Below are 18,360 nucleotides of genomic sequence, written 5' to 3'. Positions count from 1 at the left end.
GCCTCAGCTGGTACATCTGATACATGGGTAGCGAACGCTCCGACGACGACACCTGGGATATCGCTAGCAGTGTGGGCGCGACGGCGGTGATGGTGGCTGCCGCCCGTGCCGGGGAAACCGAACGCGATGACGCGCTGATCCGCGATCCGTTCGCGAAAATCCTGGTGGCCGGCGCCGGAACAGGTGTGTGGGAGACGATCCTCGACGCCGACTTCAACAACCGGATGGCCGGCGCCGACCCCGAGGTGGCCGCGGTCCTCGAGCACATGGGCAACTACCAGGCGGTGCGTACGCATTTCTTCGACGCCTACTTCGCCGACGCCGCCGCGGCCGGCATCCGCCAGGTGGTGATCCTGGCGTCCGGGCTGGATTCGCGCGCCTACCGATTGGACTGGCCGGCCGGGACGACGGTCTTCGAGATCGATCAGCCGAAGGTGCTCGAGTACAAGGACGAGACCCTCAGGGCGCACGGCGCTACGCCGGCGGCAGCACTGCATCAGCTGCCGATCGACCTGCGCAATGACTGGCCGAAAGCGTTGCGGGAAGCGGGATTCGACGACTCGACACCGGCCGCGTGGCTGGCGGAAGGGCTACTGATGTACCTGCCCGCCGAGGCGCAGGACCGCCTCTTCGAGAACATCACGGCGCTGAGCGCGCCGGGTAGCCGCATCTCGGTCGAGACGGTCGGCGAGCACGCCGCAGAACGCCGCCAGCGGATGCGGGACCGGTTCGACAAGCTCGCCGGGCAGTTCGGCATGGGTCAGGTCATGAACGTGCAGGATTTGATGTACGAAGACCCCGACCGCGCCGATGTGGCTGAGTGGCTGGATTCGCATGGCTGGACGTCGACGTCGGTCACCTCGCAGGAGGAGATGCGCCGGCTGAATCGTTGGGTGCAGGTCGATACCACCGATGACAAGGCGTTTTCCACCTTCGTGACCGCGCACAAGGGCTGATCCCGAGGACTTGACCCTTCAAACCAACCGGCTGGTTGGTTAGGATTCCGGTGTTGCCTGGCTCACGTAAGGACGTATGTCATGACCCTTGATTCAGCTGTATCTGTCGGCCACACAGCTGCTGACATCCCGGCGGTTGTCGCCGGACTCCGCAAGACCTACGCGACCGGGCGCACCCGTGACCTGCAGTGGCGCAAGCGCCAGCTACTGGCGCTGGCCCAGGCGATGGAGGAGAACGAAACGGCCATCGCCAAGGCGCTGGAGGCCGATCTCGGCCGCAAGCCCTTCGAGGCGTGGCTCGCCGACAGCGTGGGCACCATCGCCGAGGCCAAGGACGCCGCCAAGAACCTGAACAAGTGGGCGAAACGTCGCTACCGGCTGTTGGAGCGCTCGCAGCTGCCCGGCCGTGGCTGGGTGGAATACGAGCCCTACGGCACGGTGCTGATCATCGGCGCCTGGAACTTCCCGTTCTACCTCACGCTGGGCCCGCTGGTCGGTGCCATCGCCGCGGGAAACACGGTGGTGCTCAAGCCGTCTGAGTTCGCCCCGGCCTCGTCGCGGCTGATGGTCGAGCTGGTCGAGAAGTACCTGGACACCTCGGCCGTCGCCGTAATCGAGGGCGACGGCATGGTCAGCCAGGAGCTGATCGCGCAGGGTCTGGACCGGATCATGTTCACCGGTGGCACCGAGATCGGCAAGAAGATCATGGCGGCCGCGGCGGAGCACCTGACGCCGGTCACGCTGGAACTCGGCGGCAAGAGCCCGGTGATCGTCGCGGCCGACGCCGACATCGACGTCGCCGCCAAGCGCATCGCCTTCGCCAAGGTCGTCAACTCCGGCCAGATCTGCGTCGCGCCGGACTATGTGGTGGCCGAGAAGCCCATCCGCGACGAGTTGGTCGCCAAGATCCGGGACGCTGTCGTGGCGTTCACCGCCGACGACGCCGACGGCCTGCCGATCGTCAGCGAGCGGCAGTTCAACCGGCTCAGCAGCTACCTCGGCACCGGCGGGGACGTCGTCACCGGCGGCGGCACGAACCCGGCCCGGCTCACCATGCAGCCGACCGTCGTGGTGGATCCGCCACTCGACGCACCGGTCATGACCGAGGAGATCTTCGGGCCCATCCTGCCGGTGATCACGGTCGACTCGCTCGACGACGCCATCGCGTTCGTCAACGCCCGGCCCAAGCCACTGGCCGCGTACCTGTTCACCAAGGCGAAGGCCGTCCGCGAGCGGTTCATCCGCGAGGTCCCGGCCGGCGGCATGCTGATCAACCACCTGATCTTCCAGGTCTCGACCGCGCGGCTGCCGTTCGGCGGCGTCGGGCCGTCCGGCATGGGCGCCTACCACGGTCGCTACGGCTTCCTGGAATTCAGCCACGCGAAGTCGGTGATGACCAAGCCGACCCGCCCCGACCTGGGCAAGCTCATCTACCCGCCCTACACCGACAAGGCGTGGAAGATCGCGCGCAAGTTCTTCTAGACCCGACCCGACGACGCGGCGGCCGATCGGTCGCCGTATACACAAGGGGTGGCCCACTGCGGTGAGCCGTCTCATTGCCCTTCCATGAGAGGAAACCCATGCCCGGAGTGCAGGATCGCGTCATCGTCGTCACCGGAGCCGGTGGCGGCCTGGGTCGTGAATACGCGCTGACGCTGGCCCGCGAAGGCGCCTGCGTCGTGGTCAACGACCTCGGCGGCGCCCGCGACGGCACCGGCGCCGGCCACAACATGGCCGACACGGTCGTCGAGGAGATCAAGGCCGCGGGCGGCCGCGCCGTCGCCAACTACGACAGCGTCGCCGAGCCCGAGGGGGGCGAGAACATCGTCAAGACCGCGATCGACGCGTTCGGCAAGATCGACGGTGTGGTGTCCAACGCGGGCATCCTGCGTGACGGCACCTTCCACAAGATGACCGCCGAGCAGTGGGACATCGTGCTCAAGGTGCACCTGTACGGCGGGTACAACGTGATCCGCGCCGCGTGGCCGCATTTCCGCGAGCAGAGCTTCGGCCGCGTTGTCGTCGCCACCTCGACCAGCGGTCTGTTCGGCAACTTCGGCCAGGCGAACTACGGCGCGGCCAAGCTGGGTCTGGTCGGCTTGATCAACACGCTTGCCCAGGAAGGCGCCAAGTACAACATCAAGCTGAATGCCATCGCGCCGATCGCCGCGACCCGCATGACGCAGGACATCGTGCCGCCGGAGGTGTTCGAGAAACTGTCGCCGGAGTATGTGGCGCCGGTGGTGGCTTACCTGATGACCGAGGAACTGCCCGACACCGATTCGATCTTCATCGTCGGCGGCGGCAAGGTGCAGCGCACCGCGCTGTTCCAGAACGAGGGCATCACCTTCGGTGATGTGCCTTCGGTCGATGACGTCGCCGCCAAGTGGGGCGAGATCACCGATCTGTCCGCTGCCAAGGCCGCCAGCTTCTCGCTCGGCTGATAGGTGAAAGCGCTTGTCGCGCAGTCGCTGACGGGCCCATCGGGCCTGGCCTACACCGACGTCGATGCCGCCGCAGACCCCTCGGGCAATGCGGTCGTCATCGATGTCGGTGCAGCCGGCGTCTGCTTTCCCGACCTGCTGCTGATCCGCGGCGAGTACCAGCTCAAGCTGCCGCCCGGGTTCACCCCGGGTATGGAGGTCGCGGGTACCGTCCGGTCGGCGCCCGAGAGCTCGGGTTTCGTTGCCGGTCAGCGGGTTTCGGCGTTCACCATGATGGGCGGCTACGCCGAACGTGCGCTGGCGCTGCCGGATTCGGTGATCCCGACACCCGATGGCCTGGACGACGCCGCGGCGGTCTGCCTGCTGGGCAACTACTACACCATGTACTTCGCGCTGGCCCGCCGCGGCCGGCTGCTGGCGGGGGAGACGGTGCTGGTGCTCGGCTCGGCGGGCGGTGTCGGGGTCGCGGCCATCCAGGTCGCAAAGGCCATGGGCGCCAAGGTGGTTGCCATGGTGCACCGTGCCGAGGCGCTGGACTTCGTCGCGTCCGTCGGTGCCGACGTGGTGCTGCCGCTGACAGACGGCTGGCGCGATACCGCGCTGGCGGCGACCGATGGTCGGGGAGTGGACCTGGTGGTCGACCCGGTCGGCGGTGACGCGTTCGACGACGCGATCCGGGTGCTTGCCCCCGAGGGCCGGCTGCTGGTGCTGGGTTTCGCTGCGGGCCAAGGCATCCCGTCGGTGAAGGTGAACCGTCTGCTGCTGCGCAACGTCAGCGTGGTGGGTGTCGGGTACGGCGAGTTCATCCGCCAGGTATCCGGTGCGGCCGCCGAGGTGGGTGCGGGCCTGGCGAAGCTGGTGCAAGCCGGCTTGCGGCCACCGGAGCCGATGCGCTTCGCGTTGTCCGACGGTGCCGCCGCGCTGCAGGCGTTGGCAGACGGGAAGATTCACGGCAAGGCTGTGCTGGAGCCGTAATTGAACACCTTGGGAACAGTGCTGGTGGCGCTGGTCATCGCGATCGGCCTCGTCGGCATCGTGGTACCGGTACTGCCCGGTGGCTTGCTCGTGTTCCTGGCGATCGCGGTGTGGGCGGTGGCCGTCCACACCGCGACGACCTGGGTCGTGCTCGCCGTCGCGGCGGCACTGTTCCTCGCGGGCGAGGTCATCAAATATCTCTGGCCGATGCGCCGGATGCGCCGGGCCGACGTGTCCACCCGCAGTCTCGTCGTCGGTGGAATCCTCGGTGTCATCGGGTTTTTCGTGATCCCGGTACTGGGCCTGGCCCTGGGCTTCGTGTTGGGCGTCTATCTGTCCGAGTACTCGGCGCTGCGGGACACGAGCCGGGCCTGGACGTCGACCAAACACGCCATCAAGGGCGTCGCCCTGGCCATGGGGGTGGAGTTGACGGCCGCACTGCTGGCGACCGTCGCGTGGGTGACGGGATTGGTGGTCGGCAGTTGACCGCGGCGAAACGGACTCTCGACGCATCATCCGGCGAACTGCTTCTGCACACCGGCGTCACCGGCAGCGCAGCCCGGATGGGACACCGGTTGACCATCGCGATGCGATCATGGCTCGCGACCTTGGACGTCGACGGAGACGAACCCGTCGCCGTCGAGGTGACCGTCGACCTGGACTCGCTGGACGTGCTGGCGGGCGAGGGCGGCATGACACCGTTGTCCGGCGCAGAAAAGACACTGGTCCGAAACAATGCGCTGAAGTCATTGCAGGCCAAGCGGTTTCCGCAGGCGATATTCCGTTCCTCGTCGATCGAACGGGGCGAAGACTCGTGGCGGCTTGCCGGGACGCTGGACCTCACCGGTCAGAGCCGTGAGCAGACCGTCGTCGTCCACGTGGTGGGGGACGACGCCGACCTGCGGATCACCGGTGAGGCGCTGGTACGCCATAGCGACCATCGGATCAAGCAGTTCTCGATGCTGATGGGCGCGATGAAAGTCGCTGACGAAGTCCGGGTGACACTCACCGCGCAACTGGGGACCGGACCTAGCCCCTGAGCACGGTCTGCAACCGAGTGACCTGCTCCTCGGTGACACCAAGGGCGGCAAGGTAATTCGGCAGCGAGCCGTACTCGGCGCCGACGACCTCCAAAGCCGCGTCCAGGTACTCCTCGCGGACGCCGAGCACCTCTTCGGTGAGCCGGGCCTCGGCGAACGTGACGACCTCGGCCGTCTCGCCGGCCCGGGTCCGGAGGGTCTCGAGGATGCCCTCGCGCAGCTGCGGCACGGCGTCGTTGCTCCGCAGGAAATCGGTGAGGATCGCGTCGCGATCGATGCCCACGGCACCCAACACCGTCGCTACCGTGAAGCCGGTGCGGTCCTTGCCGGCGAAGCAGTGTGCGATCACCGGCCGCGAGTCGGCGAGCATCGAAATGACCTGGCGTATCGCAAGATGCGCACCGGGCAGAGTGGGGAAGCGGCGGTACTCCTCGACCATGAAGCGGCCGGCGGCGACTGCGACGTCCTCGTCGTCGGGCTTCGCGGTCATCATCTTCTCGAAGGCGTTCTCGTGCGGCGCCTCGGCGGTATCGGTCCCAGCCGCGGCCAGCTCGTGGAACGGCAGCAGGTGGATCGCCACACCGTCGGGCACCTGGCCGGGACCGCGGCGCTCGACCTCGCGTAACGACCGGAGGTCCGCGACGTCGGTGATGCCGTAGTGCTGCAACGCTTTACGGCCGTCTTCGACGAGCCCGCTGAGCTCGCTGGAGCGGAACAGCCGGCCTGGGGCGATGCCCGTCTCCTCGGCGACATCGCGGAAGTTCCAGGCGCCTGCCAGCTCCAGACCGGTGGACCGCATCACTGCCCCAACACGGCGGCCGCCAGCGCCGATTTCTCGCGCCCGAGTTCGGCCCGCGCGATGGTGCGCATGTGTACCTCGTCGGGCCCGTCGAAAAGGCGCATCGCGCGGTGCCAGGCGTAGAGCCGGGCCAGCGGGACGTCGTCGCAGATACCGGCGGCGCCGTGCACCTGGATGGCGCGGTCGATCACGTCGCACGCGACCTGCGGGGCCACCGACTTGATCTGCGACACCAGCACGTGGGCAGCCTTGTTGCCCTGCTGGTCGATGGTCCAGGCGGCCTTCTCGCACAGCAGCCGGGCCTGGTCGATCTCGTTGCGGGACTTGGCAATCGACTCGCGAACCACGCCCTGCTCGGCCAGCGGCTTGCCGAACGCCACGCGCGTCTGCACCCGGTCGATCATCAAAGCCAGCGCCCGCTCGGCAGCGCCGAGTGCACGCATGCAGTGGTGGATGCGACCCGGTCCGAGACGCGCCTGTGCGATGGCGAACCCGGAACCCTCTTCGTGCAGCAGGTTCTCGGCCGGCACGCGGACGTTGTCGAAGACGATCTCGCAGTGCCCGTGCTGGTCCTGCCAACCGAACACCGGCAGCGAGCGCTGGATGTCCACGCCGGGGGTGTCGGCAGGGACCAGGATCATCGACTGCTGTTGGAGCGAGGCCGCGTCAGGGTTGGTGCGGCCCATGACGATCAGGATCTTGCAGCGCGGGTCCGCGGCCCCGGTGATCCACCACTTGCGGCCGTTGATGACGTAGTCGCCACCGTCGCGCAGCATCGTCGTCTCGATGTTGCGGGCATCGGACGACGCCACCGCGGGCTCGGTCATGGCGAAGGCGCTGCGGATTTCGCCATTGAGCAGGGGATCGAGCCACTGCTTGCGCTGCTGCTCGTTGGCGAACAGGTGCAGGGTCTCCATGTTGCCGGTGTCGGGGGCGGCGCAGTTGATGGCCTCGGGCGCGATTTCCATGCTCCAGCCGGAAATCTCGGCCAGTGGGGCGTACTCCAGGTTGGTCAACCCCGACTCCGACGGCAGGAACAGATTCCACAGGCCGCGTTTGCGCGCCTCGACCTTGAGCTCCTCGACCACCGGCGGCACCGTGTGGTCCTTCGGCCCCTTCTCCTCGCGATAGGCGTGGTAGGACGCCTCGGCCGGCAGCACGAGCTCGGTCATGAACTCGGTGAGCCTGTGCTGGTAATCCTGCGCTTTTGCCGACAACGCGAAGTCCATGCCCGCCACGATATGCCACTTGTCTAACGATGTGACGGGCGGTCGACGTCCGGCCCCACGACGACGGATTCCCTCCCCGCGACGACTTCGGGGAGGGAATCCGGGTTCGGGGCGGTCAGCGGCCCTGCAGGGCCGCGACGCGGTAGATGCCGCGGTGCCAGATCGCGCCGGGCAGCGGCATGCTCGCCGGCGGTGCGGTGATCGACGGGGTGGCGACGATGGCCGGCGGGCGGACATCGGGTCCGAGGGTGGTGGCGCCGGCGGCGCCGGCCAGGCCGAGTGCCGAGCCACCCAGGATGCCGGCGGCGACGATCGAGAAGCCGAAGGTGCGGACGGTGATGCTCATGTGAATTCTCCTGTGTCAGTTGGTTTTTCGTGTCTTGCTCCGGTGTGTTCCGGTGATGACTCAAGAGTGCCCGGACGCGGGCTCGGCGGGTATCGGGCAATCGGCCGGTACGCCGGTGGATTCGGGCGTCCACCGATCGGGGGACACGCGGCCGTCAATTTGCGATCGGAGTTACTTTTCGCTGGTCGCCGTGCGACGCTGACGGCATGACCGACGAACGGGTTCGCGTGGTGGTGGGTGACGACCACCCGATGTTCCGCGACGGCGTCGTCCGCGCGCTGACGGCGAGTGGCGCCATCGAGGTGCTGGCCGAAGCAGACGACGGCACGTCGGCGTTGGAGGCGATCCGCGTCCACAAACCTCAGGTCGCGCTACTGGACTACCGGATGCCCGGCATGGACGGCGCAGAGGTGGCGGCGGCGGTGGTGCGCGACGGCCTGCCGACCCGGGTGCTGCTGCTCTCCGCGCATGACGAGGCCGAGATCGTGTACCGGGCCTTGCAAGACGGCGCGGCCGGGTTTCTGCCGAAAGAGTCGACGCGCAGCGAGCTCGTACACGCGATCCTCGAATGCGCCAAGGGCCGCGACGTCGTCGCCCCCAGCCTGGCCGCCGGACTGGCCGGCGAGATCCGTCGCCGGGCCGAGCCGGACGCCCCGGTGCTCAGCCCGCGCGAACGCGAGGTGCTGCAGCTGATCGCAAAGGGTGCGACCATCCCGGCCATGGCCAAGGAGCTGTTCCTGGCGCCGTCGACGGTCAAGACCCACGTGCAGCGGCTCTACGAGAAGCTCGGGGTCGGGGACCGCGCGGCGGCCGTGGCCGAGGCGATGCGTCGGAAGCTGCTGGACTGACGTGAGGCCGATGCTCAGCCGGATCGGGGAGTACCTGGCCGCCGAACCGGTGCGGATATCCGCCGGGCTACGGCTCCCGCTGATCGCGCTGATCGGTGTCCTGGTCTGGATCTGGGAAGTCGACCACTGGCTGCCCGAGTTGTATGCCGTGATCCTGGGCCTGTACGCCGTCGCCGCGGTGATCTGGCTGGTGGCGGTGCTGCGCGGACCGGTGCCGCGGTGGGCGGACTGGGCGTCGACCGGCATCGACCTGGTGGTGATCCTGGCGCTGTGTCTGGTGTCCGGTGGCGCGACCGCGGCGCTGCTGCCCGTCTTCTTCCTGCTGCCGATCTCGGTGGCATTCCAGGACCGTCCGTTGATGACCGCGGCCATCGGCACCCTGACGGCCGCGGGCTATCTGGCGGTGTGGATCTTCTACTCCAAGCACGACGACCGCATGGGCCTGCCGAACATGGTCTACACGCACTTCGGGTTCCTCGTGTGGCTGGCGGTGGCCACCACCGTGTTGTGCTTCGTGTTGGTGCGTCGCCAGGAGCGGGTGCAGGCCCTGCAGGAGGTGCGCCGCCAGTTGGTGTCCGAGGCCATGCAGTCCGACGAGCGGCACAACCAGGAAGTCGCCGAAGGGTTGCACGACGGTCCGCTGCAGACACTGCTGGCGGCCAGGCTGCAGCTCGACGAGGTCCGGGACCGGACCCCCGGGCCTGAACTCGACGCGGTCTACGCCGCGTTGGAAGACACGGCGACGGCGCTGCGCTCGACCGTCACCGAACTGCACCCGCAGGTGCTCGCCCAGCTCGGGCTGACGCCGGCGGTACGGGAACTGTTGCGGCAGTTCGAGTCTCGCAGCCGGGTCGCGGTGCGGGCCGACCTCGAGGAAGTCGGCAAGCCGGATGCGCAGCAGCTGCTGTACCGCGCGGCACGTGAACTGCTGACCAACATCGGCAAGCATGCGCAGGCCACGACGGTCTCGGTTCGATTGGGCCGCATCGGCAATCGCGTCGTCCTGACCGTCTCCGACGACGGCGTCGGATTCGATCCGGCCGTGGTGTCGCGGTATGTGGCCGACGGACACATCGGGCTCGGCTCGCTGCTGGCCAGGTTCGATGCGATGGGTGGCTCGATGCTCGTCGACTCCGCGGTCGGCGGCGGCACCCGAGTGACGGTGACGTCACCACCCGAGCGCGAGTAGTCCCCTGCAAGCGGGGCAATCCCTACTCGCCAGAAAATAGAGCGCCTGCGACCCATCGGCGGCGGTAGCGTCGCGCCATGAAACTGCGCATTCTGGGCGGCCTGCTGGTCGCGGCGGTGGTGGCGTTGGTGGTGAACGCCGTGGTGGTGGAGCACACCGGCCGCGCGGCCGAACCGTTCGCCGGCGGCCACGTACTGAAACTCGATGGACCCGACCTGAACATCCGCGAGTACGGGCCGCCCGGCGACCGCGCAATCGTTCTGCTGCACGGGTATTCGGCCTCCATCGAGTGGTGGGAGAAGGTCGCCCCGGCGCTGGCCGCGCATCAGCGCGTGATCGCCGTCGACCTCGTCGGCCACGGCGGTTCCGAGGCCCCCACTGATGCGGCGCCGTATCACTCCGATGGTCAGGCCGAGGCGGTGCACCGCGCGCTGGAGGCGCTGGGTGTCCGGCATGCCGAACTGGTGGGGCATTCGATGGGCGGCAAGGTGGCCGCCGAGTTCGCCACCAAGTATCCGGAAATGGTTGAGCGCGTGGCGGTTTCGGACACCCCCGCGGCGGAGGACCTGGTGTCCATGCCGTTGCTCGGCAAGATGCTGTGCTGGCCGCTCATCGGGCCTGCGCTCGATCATTTCCGCGGCGTCGATGCGATCAGTGCGGGCTCGCTGCAGACGGGGTTCGCGGCCGACTATCCCGTCCCGCCGCTGGCTTACCGCTCCCTGAAGCAGCTGACCTACGCGGGCGTGTGCGATTCGAAAGACGCCGGCCGCCCCGTCGCCGAGACGCTGAAAGGGCTGGGCAAGCCCGTGCTGGTGCTGTGGGGTGACAAGGACGTCCTGACCCCGACAGCGCCCAACGTCGCGCGCTACACCGCGGCCGGGCTGCCGCCGCACCTCATCGCCGGCTCAGGCCACAGCCCGATGGTCGAGAAGCCGGACGAATTCCTCGCGGCGGTAGGTGATTTCGTCCGCTGACGGAGTTGGTGGACCGGGATCGACCGCGGGCGCAATCACAATGTCGGGCTGAGAGTGTCGATAACCGTATATACGTGTCAACGACGCTCCCAGGCAGACGTTGTGTTCGGCATGGACACGAAGAAGCCTCCAATCCCAATGGATTGGAGGCTTCTTCGATGAATTTCTACAGCGCGGCCAGGATGTCGTTGACGCGGTCGCGGGCGTCGCCGAACAGCATCTGGCTGTTGTCGCGGAAGAACAGCGGGTTTTGCACGCCGGCGTAGCCCGAGGCCATGGAGCGCTTGAACACGATGACGTTGTCGGCGTTCCAGACGGTGAGCACCGGCATGCCGGCGATCGGGCTGCCCGGATCTTCGGAGGCGGCGGGGTTCACGGTGTCGTTGGCGCCGATCACCAGAACGACTGCGGTGTCGTCGAAGTCGTCGTTGATCTCGTCCATCTCGAGCACGATGTCGTAGGGCACCTTGGCCTCGGCCAGCAGCACGTTCATGTGGCCGGGCAGACGGCCGGCGACAGGGTGGATGCCGAAGCGGACATTGACGCCCTTGTCGCGCAGCTTGCGGGTCAGGTCGGCGACGCCGTACTGGGCCTGGGCCACCGCCATGCCGTAGCCGGGTGTGATGATGACCGAGCTGGCAGAGGCGAGCATCTCGGCGGCGCCTTCGGCGGTGATCTCGCGGTGCTCGCCGTAGTCCTTGTCCTCGGCGGGGCCGGCTTCGATACCGAAGCCACCGGCGATGACGGAGATGAAGGACCGGTTCATGGCCTTGCACATGATGTAGGACAGGTAGGCACCGGAGGAGCCGACGAGCGCGCCGGTGATGATCAGCAGGTCGTTGGACAGCAGGAAGCCCGAGGCGGCCGCGGCCCAGCCGGAGTAGCTGTTGAGCATCGAGACGACGACGGGCATGTCGCCACCGCCGATGGAGGCGACCAGGTGCCAGCCCAGCAGCAGCGCCAGGACGGTGACGCCGACCAGCAGCCACAGGTTCGGGGAGATGACGAACCACACGGTCAGGGCGACGAACAGCACCAGCGAGCCGACGTTGAGGAAGTTCTTGCCGGGCAGCATCAGCGGCGCGGACTTGATCTTGGCCGACAGCTTCAGGTTGGCCACGATCGAACCGGTGAAGGTCACCGCGCCGATGAACACGCCGATGAACACCTCGGCGGAGTGGATGCCGAGCATGCCTTCCTTGGCCAGCTCGAGGGCGCCCTGGCTGTTGGCGTTGAACTCGGCGTGCAGGTAGCCGCTCCAGCCGACCAGCACGGCGGCCAGACCCACGAAGCTGTGCAGCAGCGCGATCAGCTCGGGCATGCCGGTCATCTCGACGACCTTGGCGCGCCACAGACCGATGGCGGCACCGACGGCCATGGCGCCGATCAGCAGCGCCAGGCCCAGGGGCTCGATCTGCTTGTTGATGGCCAGGACGATGGTGGCGACCAGGGCGACGCCCATGCCGGCCATGCCGAAGGCATTACCGGCCTTGGAGGTCTCGTGCTTGGACAGGCCGGCCAGAGCGAGGATGAACAACAGGGCGGCGACGACGTACGCCGCGTTCGCCACGTTGGTGATGGTTTCTGCGTTGAACATGAATCCGTTCCAAAGGTTCTTTAGGTCAGCAGGGGTTAGCTGCGGGAGAACATGGCCAGCATGCGGCGGGTCACCGCGAAGCCACCGAAGACGTTGATGCTGGCGAGCAGAATCGCGACGCCAGCCAGGGCGGTGATCGGGGTGTTGTGGTGCCCGATCTGCAGCAGCGCGCCGACCACGATGATTCCGGAGATCGCGTTGGTCACCGACATCAGCGGGGTGTGCAGGGCGTGGTGCACGTGCCCGATCACGTAGTAGCCGATCACGATTGCCAGGGCGAACACCGTCAGGTGGACCTGCAGGGCGGCCGGGGAGGCGGCGATCAGTAAGAACAGCACCGCGGCGGCACCGAAGGTGATGCCGAGGCGACGCCCGGTGGTCATCGGCTCCTTGGCTTGAGACACCGCGGGCGCGGCGGCAGGCTGCGCGGCGGGGGCGGCGGAGACCTGCACCGGCGGCGGGGGCCAGGTGATCTCGCCGTCGCGCACGACGGTCACGCCACGCTGCACCACGTCGTCGAAGTCCAGGACGACCTGGCCGTCCTTCTCCGGGGTGAGCAGCTTGAGCAGGTTGACCAGGTTGGTGCCGTACAGCTGAGAAGCCTGCGCGGGCAGGCGGCCGGCCAGGTCGGTGTAGCCGATGATCGTCACACCGCCCGCGGTGACGATGGCCTGGTCCTTGACGGTGCCTTCGACGTTGCCGCCGTTGGCCGCGGCCATGTCGACGATCACCGAGCCGGGCTTCATCGAGGCGACCATGTCGGCGGTGATGATCCGCGGCGCCGGGCGGCCCGGGATCAGCGCGGTGGTGATGATGATGTCGACGTCTTTGGCCAGCTCGGCGTACAGCTCGGCCTCGCGGGCCTTGTAGTCGTCGCCCATTTCCTTGGCGTAGCCCGTCGCGGACACCTCGCCGGCGTTGGGATCGACGGACACGTACTCGCCGCCGAGAGAGGCGACCTGGTCGGCGACCTCGGGGCGGGGGTCGGTGGCTCGCACGACGGCGCCGAGCGAGCCGGCGGCGCCGATCGCGGCCAGGCCGGCGACACCGGCACCGACGACGAGGACCTTGGCCGGCGGGACCTTGCCGGCGGCGGTGACCTGGCCGGTGAAGAACCGGCCGAAGGCGTGCGCGGCCTCGACGACGGCGCGGTAGCCGGCGATGTTGGCCATCGACGACAGCACGTCCAGGGACTGGGCGCGGGAGATACGCGGCACCGCGTCCATGGCCAGCACCGTGATCGGGCGGGTGGCGAGCTTCTCGACCAGTTCGGGCTTGAGCCCGGGGGAGATCAGCGAGACCAGGGTGGCGCCGTCCTTGAGCGCGGCGATCTCGCCGTCGTCGGGGGCGTTGACCTTGAGCACGATGTCGGCGGCCCAGGGGGAGCCGATGTCGGCGCCGGCCTCTACATAGGCGGCGTCGGCGAAGCTGGACAAGTCGCCGGCGCCGGACTCAACCACTACCGAATAGCCGAGCTTGATCAGCTGCCCGACAGTTGCAGGAGTGGCGGCAACCCGCGTCTCACCAGCCAGAGACTCGCGGGGAATCCCGATGATCATCGAATCCGATCCGATCTGTGTTGGTTTGCTTGCAAGAGTCTCCCCCATCCACCTCGGGACGGTGCTCTTGCCCCCCTATACCAGTTAGCAATCGCTTATAAATTAGCAGTCGCTCATAATGCGACCAAAAATCCACTGGCCAGCATTGCCTGGATATGTCTACGTCATCGGCACGGATTTGGGTACAGCAATTCCGACCGGTGGGACGCAGCGCGCCAACACACCGGTCGGAATGGTGGAATTCTGGGGTGGTTACACCGGGGGGTACGCCGGGGGCGGGTATACGCCGCGCAGGCCCCACGGGACCCAGTTGAAGAAGTACTCGACCTCGTCGCTCGCGTCGTAGTCCGGGCTCGGATCCATCAGTACCTCCAACCGACAAGCTTGTTACTCGCGAGTTTAGCTGCTGGCTCCCCGTTGCGAGTGGCAGATCGGCCGACGAGATGCCACGGCATAGACTGGCCAACCAGTTGATTGGGTCCCGGGCCGAAGCCCGGCTGCATAGAGTGAGCTGACATGTCCACAGAGTCGTCGACAAAAGGTTCTGCCACGGGATCGCCCGCGGGGGCGTCGGCTGCGTCGAACGGGTCGAACGGCACGTCGCGGCGCGAGGAGTTGCTGGCGGTCGCCGCCAAGTTGTTCGCGGCCCGCGGCTACCACGGGACCCGCATGGACGACGTCGCCGACGCCGTCGGGCTGAACAAGGCGACCGTCTACCACTACTACGCCAGTAAGTCGCTGATCCTCTGGGACATCTACAAGTCGACCGCCGACTTCACCGTCGATGCCCTGCATGACGACCCGACCGCCTCAGCGCGCGAGACCATCTTCAACTTCACTCGGCGCTTGCTGACCGGCATCGCCACCGACCTGGAATCCGCGGCGGTGTACTTCCAGGAGGGGCCGTACATCACCGAGTGGTTCACCGAGGAGCAGGTCGCATACATCCGCAAGGCGGAGACGACCGTCTACGAGCACGTCCGCGACGTGATCGACCGCGGCATCGCCAGTGGCGAGTTCAACGACTGCGACTCGCATGTGCTGGCGCTGGGCTACATCGGGATGACGCTGGGCGCCTACCGGTGGCTGCGGCCGCACGGCCGGCGCACGGCCTCCGAGATCGCCGTCGAGTTCAGCACGGCACTGCTGCGCGGCCTGATCCGCGACGAAACGATCCGCACCGAGGACCCCCTCGGCGGCGGCGCATAGAACCCGCGATCGAGAGGTGACCGAGGTCCGATGAAATCCTTGCTGCTGTCCCGCCGCGACCTCGACTTCCTCTTGTACGAGTGGCTGAAGGTCCATGAACTGACCAGCCGCAAGCGGTTCGCCGAGCACTCGCGCGAGACCTTCGACGGGGTCCTGGACCTCAGCGAGCAACTGGCCGAACGCTACTTCGCGCCGCACAACAAGAAGAGCGACGCCAACGAGCCGACCTTCGACGGGCAGACCGTGACGATGGTCCCTGAGGTCAAAGAGGCCTGGGACGCATTCGTCGAAGCCGACCTGATCGGCATGTCCATGGACGAGTCGGTCGGCGGAGCGCAACTGCCGGCCGTCGTCGCGCAGGCGGCATTCGCCTGGATCGCCGCGGCCAACGTATCGACATCGGGCTACCTGATGCTGACCATCGCCAACGCCAACCTGCTGACGAAATTCGGCACGCCCGAGCAGATCGAGACCTACGTCAAACCCATGCTGACGGGGCACTTTTCGGGCACCATGGCGCTCTCGGAGACGCAGGCCGGCTCGTCACTGGCCGACGTCGCGACGCGCGCCGAACCGCGCGACGACGGCACCTACCGGCTGTTCGGGTCGAAGATGTGGATCTCGGGCGCCGAGCACGAGATCACCGACAACATCGTCAACCTCGTGCTGGCCAAGATTCCGGGCGGACCGCCGGGGACCAAGGGCATCTCGCTGTTCATCGTGCCCAAGTACCTGGTGAACTCCGACGGCTCGATAGGCGAGCGCAACGACGTTGCCATCGCCGGCCTCAACCACAAGATGGGGCAGCGCGGTGTCACCAACACCGTGCTGAATTTCGGTGATACGCAATTCAATCCGGGCGGCGAGAACGGCGCGGTCGGCTATCTGGTGGGTGAACCGCACCGTGGCATCGTCTACATGTTCCAGATGATGAACGAGGCCAGAATGGCCGTCGGCTTGGGTGCGGTCGCGCTGGGCTACACCGGCTACCTCAAGTCGGTGCAGTACGCCCGGGAGCGGCCGCAGGGCCGCCCATTGGACGTCAAGGACCCGACGACGCCGCAGGTGCCCATCGTCGAACACCCCGATGTAAGGCGAATGCTGTTGGCGCAGAAGGCTTATGTCGAAGGCGGACTGGCGCTGGGTCTGTACTGTGCGCGGCTGGTGGACGTGCAGCACAGCGCGGAGTCGGACGCCGAAGCTGATGCGGCCGGCCTGCTGATCGACATCCTGACCCCCATCGCGAAGAGCTGGCCGTCGCAGTGGTGCCTGGAGGCCAACAATCTGGCGATCCAGGTGCACGGCGGGTACGGCTACACCCGCGAATACGACGTGGAGCAGCATTACCGGGACAACCGGCTGAACCCGATCCACGAGGGCACCAACGGTATCCAGAGTCTGGACCTGTTGGGCCGCAAGGTGACTCAGCGCGGCGGGGCCAGCCTCGCGGCGCTGGGCCAGGTCATCGCCGAGACGGTCCGCGCGGCCGGCGAGCTGGGTGGTGAAGGCGCCGAGCTGGCAGGCGCGCTCGATGCGTCGTGGCAGCGGCTGGTCGCCGTGACCGGCGGCATGTTCGGTTCCGGCGACATCCCCGCGGTGATGGCCAACAGCCACGTCTACCTGGAAGCGTTCGGGCACATCGTGGTGGCGTGGCTGTGGCTCGAGCAGTTCGTCGCCGCCGCCGGTAAAGACGGCGATTTCTATGACGGCAAGCGGCAGGCTGCCCGCTACTTCTTCCGGTTCGAATTGCCCAAGACCGCACCGCAATTGGACCTGCTCGAGTCGCTGGACCGCACGACACTGGAGATGCGGGACGCCTGGTTCTAGGCGGTCACCACCCGTCGTGTCCCCAACTGTGCCGGGAGCGTGGAGTAGCCACGGAGATTGACCAGGCCGCGGCGACTCGGTGTCTCCGTGAGGTCCAGATCCGGGAACGCTTCGAAGAGGGCGCGCAGGGCCGTGACGCCTTCGATCCGAGCCAGCGCGGCGCCCAGGCAGGCGTGCACACCGGACGCGAATGCCAGGTGTTCGCGGGCATTCTCGCGGCCGACGTCGAAGTGAGTCGGATTGGTGAAGACCTGTGGGTCACGGTTGGCGCCGCCGAGGAACAGTCCGACCATGTCTCCAACCTTGACCGATTGGCCGGCAATCTCGAGATCGCAGTTTGCGGTGCGCGCCGTCATCTGTACGGGGCTGTCGATCCGCAGAATCTCCTCGATGGCGGTGGGCCACAGTTCTGGTTCGGACCGCAGCCTGGCCAGCTGGTCTGGGTTCTGCAGCAGCAACACGATGCCGTTGCCGATCAAGTTGACCGTCGTCTCGAAACCGGCACCGATCAGCAGTGCGGCATTCGCGGCGAATTCCCGGTCGCTCAGACTGCCGTCGGTCGCGAGGCGACTGAAAGGGGTGTCTCCGCCTACGCCGGCCCTGGCCCGCCGGAAGTTCTCCTGGTTGACCCGGTCGATGTCGCGGAGGCCGTTGATCGCTGATCTGTATGTGCGCCAGGGGATTCCAACGTCAAGTAGCGGTGCGCCGCTGTGGCCCCACTCCAGCAGGTGGGGGCGTGTGTCTGCCGGTAGGTCGAGCAACTCGGCGATGATTGTGATCGGCAGCTGCGCCGCGAAGTCGCTGATCAGATCGGGATGCGGTGATCGGGCCAGCCGCTCGATCAGTTCACCCGTGACCTCCGCGACCCGCGAGTCCAGTCGTCCGATGGCCCGCGGGGTGAAGCTCTGCGCGACCAGTTGCCGGCAACGCGTGTGATCAGGCGGGTCCACGACAATCATGGCGGGCGGTTCGACGGGGTTGGACACGCCGGGGTCGGTCCGCGCAATCAAGGCTTGCAACGGTTTGGGAAGTTCCATGGCAGTCGGGTCGGTGATGCCGAACCTGTTGTCCCGCAGTATCTCCCGGCACACGCCGTGATCGACGGTGGCCCAGGTGTAGCGTTTGCGCACCAGCGGGCCCTGCTGCCGGATCGCCTCCATCAGCGGGTACGGATCGGCCGGGCGACCGTGGTTTGCCAGGAGTGCGGCCATGGGATCGCCGCGACGCGCCTGTATCCCGAGAAACGCCCGCGGCACACCATGCAGCGCCAGCCAACGGGACCAGAGGCCAATCTGCATCGCAGTTCCTTCCGTCGGAGCGCGGACGTCAGATGCGGCGTGCGAGACATTGAGACGTTGTTTGTCTCGC

The 18,360-nt window shown here is 67.2% G+C and carries 17 protein-coding genes and 1 pseudogene; 11 read left to right on the top strand and 7 right to left on the bottom strand.

The genetic code is table 11. The features are described 5' to 3' along the window. Positions 1-23 precede the first annotated feature (23 nt). The 6 genes from G6N46_RS17585 (at position 24) to G6N46_RS17560 (ending at position 5,415) form a co-directional block, all read left to right on the top strand. Positions 24-956, top strand: a complete 933-nt coding sequence (locus G6N46_RS17585) for a class I SAM-dependent methyltransferase (RefSeq protein WP_061001336.1) — start codon at positions 24-26, stop codon at positions 954-956. Positions 957-1,037: 81 nt separating this feature from the next. Then, complete coding sequence (locus G6N46_RS17580; RefSeq protein ID WP_061010633.1) at positions 1,038-2,438, top strand: aldehyde dehydrogenase family protein; 1,401 nt, start codon at positions 1,038-1,040, stop codon at positions 2,436-2,438. 98 nt (positions 2,439-2,536) lie between these two features. Beyond that, the gene (locus G6N46_RS17575; RefSeq protein ID WP_061000491.1) at positions 2,537-3,400 is read left to right on the top strand and encodes an SDR family oxidoreductase; all 864 of its coding nucleotides are present in this window, start codon (positions 2,537-2,539) and stop codon (positions 3,398-3,400) included. A 3-nt stretch (positions 3,401-3,403) separates the two neighbouring features. After that, a complete protein-coding gene (locus tag G6N46_RS17570; RefSeq protein ID WP_135357155.1) occupies positions 3,404-4,375 on the top strand; it encodes an NADPH:quinone oxidoreductase family protein in 972 nt (323 codons plus the stop codon). Further along, positions 4,376-4,861: a DUF456 domain-containing protein gene (locus tag G6N46_RS17565; RefSeq protein ID WP_135357156.1), complete on the top strand. Its 486-nt coding sequence runs from the start codon at positions 4,376-4,378 to the stop codon at positions 4,859-4,861. After that, positions 4,831-5,415 (top strand): YceI family protein, encoded by a 585-nt coding sequence (locus G6N46_RS17560; protein WP_163692847.1) that lies wholly within the window; start codon positions 4,831-4,833, stop codon positions 5,413-5,415. The genes G6N46_RS17565 and G6N46_RS17560 overlap by 31 nt, the downstream gene beginning before the upstream one ends. Here G6N46_RS17560 and G6N46_RS17555 read toward each other — a convergent pair. The 3 genes from G6N46_RS17555 to G6N46_RS17545 all read right to left on the bottom strand — a co-directional run bounded on the left by G6N46_RS17555 (position 5,405) and on the right by G6N46_RS17545 (position 7,789). Beyond that, positions 5,405-6,214, bottom strand: a complete 810-nt coding sequence (locus G6N46_RS17555) for a tyrosine-protein phosphatase (RefSeq protein ID WP_138247564.1) — start codon at positions 6,212-6,214, stop codon at positions 5,405-5,407. The two genes, G6N46_RS17560 and G6N46_RS17555, sit on opposite strands and share 11 nt — an antisense overlap. Then, positions 6,214-7,443, bottom strand: a complete 1,230-nt coding sequence (locus G6N46_RS17550; protein WP_163692845.1) for an acyl-CoA dehydrogenase family protein — start codon at positions 7,441-7,443, stop codon at positions 6,214-6,216. The genes G6N46_RS17555 and G6N46_RS17550 overlap by 1 nt, the downstream gene beginning before the upstream one ends. A 115-nt stretch (positions 7,444-7,558) precedes the next feature. After that, a complete protein-coding gene (locus G6N46_RS17545) occupies positions 7,559-7,789 on the bottom strand; it encodes a hypothetical protein (RefSeq protein WP_138247566.1) in 231 nt (76 codons plus the stop codon). Positions 7,790-7,995: 206 nt separating this feature from the next. Here G6N46_RS17545 and G6N46_RS17540 point away from each other — a divergent pair, with 206 nt between their 5' ends. The 3 genes from G6N46_RS17540 (at position 7,996) to G6N46_RS17530 (ending at position 10,800) form a co-directional block, all read left to right on the top strand. Beyond that, positions 7,996-8,637 (top strand): response regulator, encoded by a 642-nt coding sequence (locus tag G6N46_RS17540; protein WP_064858576.1) that lies wholly within the window; start codon positions 7,996-7,998, stop codon positions 8,635-8,637. Positions 8,638-8,647: 10 nt separating this feature from the next. After that, on the top strand, positions 8,648-9,826 hold the full coding sequence (locus G6N46_RS17535) for a sensor histidine kinase (protein ID WP_138247567.1): 1,179 nt from the start codon (positions 8,648-8,650) through the stop codon (positions 9,824-9,826). Between the two features lie 77 nt (positions 9,827-9,903). Beyond that, positions 9,904-10,800, top strand: a complete 897-nt coding sequence (locus tag G6N46_RS17530; RefSeq protein ID WP_138247568.1) for an alpha/beta fold hydrolase — start codon at positions 9,904-9,906, stop codon at positions 10,798-10,800. Positions 10,801-10,966: 166 nt separating this feature from the next. Here the strand turns inward: G6N46_RS17530 and pntB are convergent, their stop codons facing one another. The 3 genes and pseudogenes from pntB to G6N46_RS28710 all read right to left on the bottom strand — a co-directional run. After that, entirely contained in the window at positions 10,967-12,397 is a 1,431-nt protein-coding gene (gene pntB / locus G6N46_RS17525) for a Re/Si-specific NAD(P)(+) transhydrogenase subunit beta (protein ID WP_138247569.1), read from the bottom strand. 35 nt (positions 12,398-12,432) lie between these two features. Beyond that, positions 12,433-13,956: a Re/Si-specific NAD(P)(+) transhydrogenase subunit alpha gene (locus G6N46_RS17520; RefSeq protein WP_138247570.1), complete on the bottom strand. Its 1,524-nt coding sequence runs from the start codon at positions 13,954-13,956 to the stop codon at positions 12,433-12,435. Positions 13,957-14,208: 252 nt separating this feature from the next. Further along, positions 14,209-14,325 (bottom strand): annotated as a pseudogene (locus G6N46_RS28710) (CAP domain-containing protein); the annotation flags it as partial. A 147-nt stretch (positions 14,326-14,472) separates the two neighbouring features. Here G6N46_RS28710 and G6N46_RS17515 point away from each other — a divergent pair. Both G6N46_RS17515 and G6N46_RS17510 read left to right on the top strand, forming a co-directional pair. Further along, positions 14,473-15,165, top strand: a complete 693-nt coding sequence (locus G6N46_RS17515) for a TetR/AcrR family transcriptional regulator (protein ID WP_234880477.1) — start codon at positions 14,473-14,475, stop codon at positions 15,163-15,165. Positions 15,166-15,195: 30 nt separating this feature from the next. Then, positions 15,196-16,992, top strand: coding sequence for an acyl-CoA dehydrogenase (locus tag G6N46_RS17510; RefSeq protein ID WP_138247571.1), 1,797 nt, complete (start codon positions 15,196-15,198; stop codon positions 16,990-16,992). On the opposite strand, the gene G6N46_RS17505 is transcribed toward G6N46_RS17510, so the two are convergent. Beyond that, positions 16,989-18,290, bottom strand: a complete 1,302-nt coding sequence (locus G6N46_RS17505; protein ID WP_138247572.1) for a cytochrome P450 — start codon at positions 18,288-18,290, stop codon at positions 16,989-16,991. The two genes, G6N46_RS17510 and G6N46_RS17505, sit on opposite strands and share 4 nt — an antisense overlap. Between the last annotated feature and the right edge of the window lie 70 nt (positions 18,291-18,360).

Source organism: Mycolicibacterium phocaicum (genome assembly GCF_010731115.1).
GTDB lineage: Bacteria > Actinomycetota > Actinomycetes > Mycobacteriales > Mycobacteriaceae > Mycobacterium > Mycobacterium phocaicum.
This window is presented reverse-complemented; position numbering and strand designations above follow the sequence as displayed.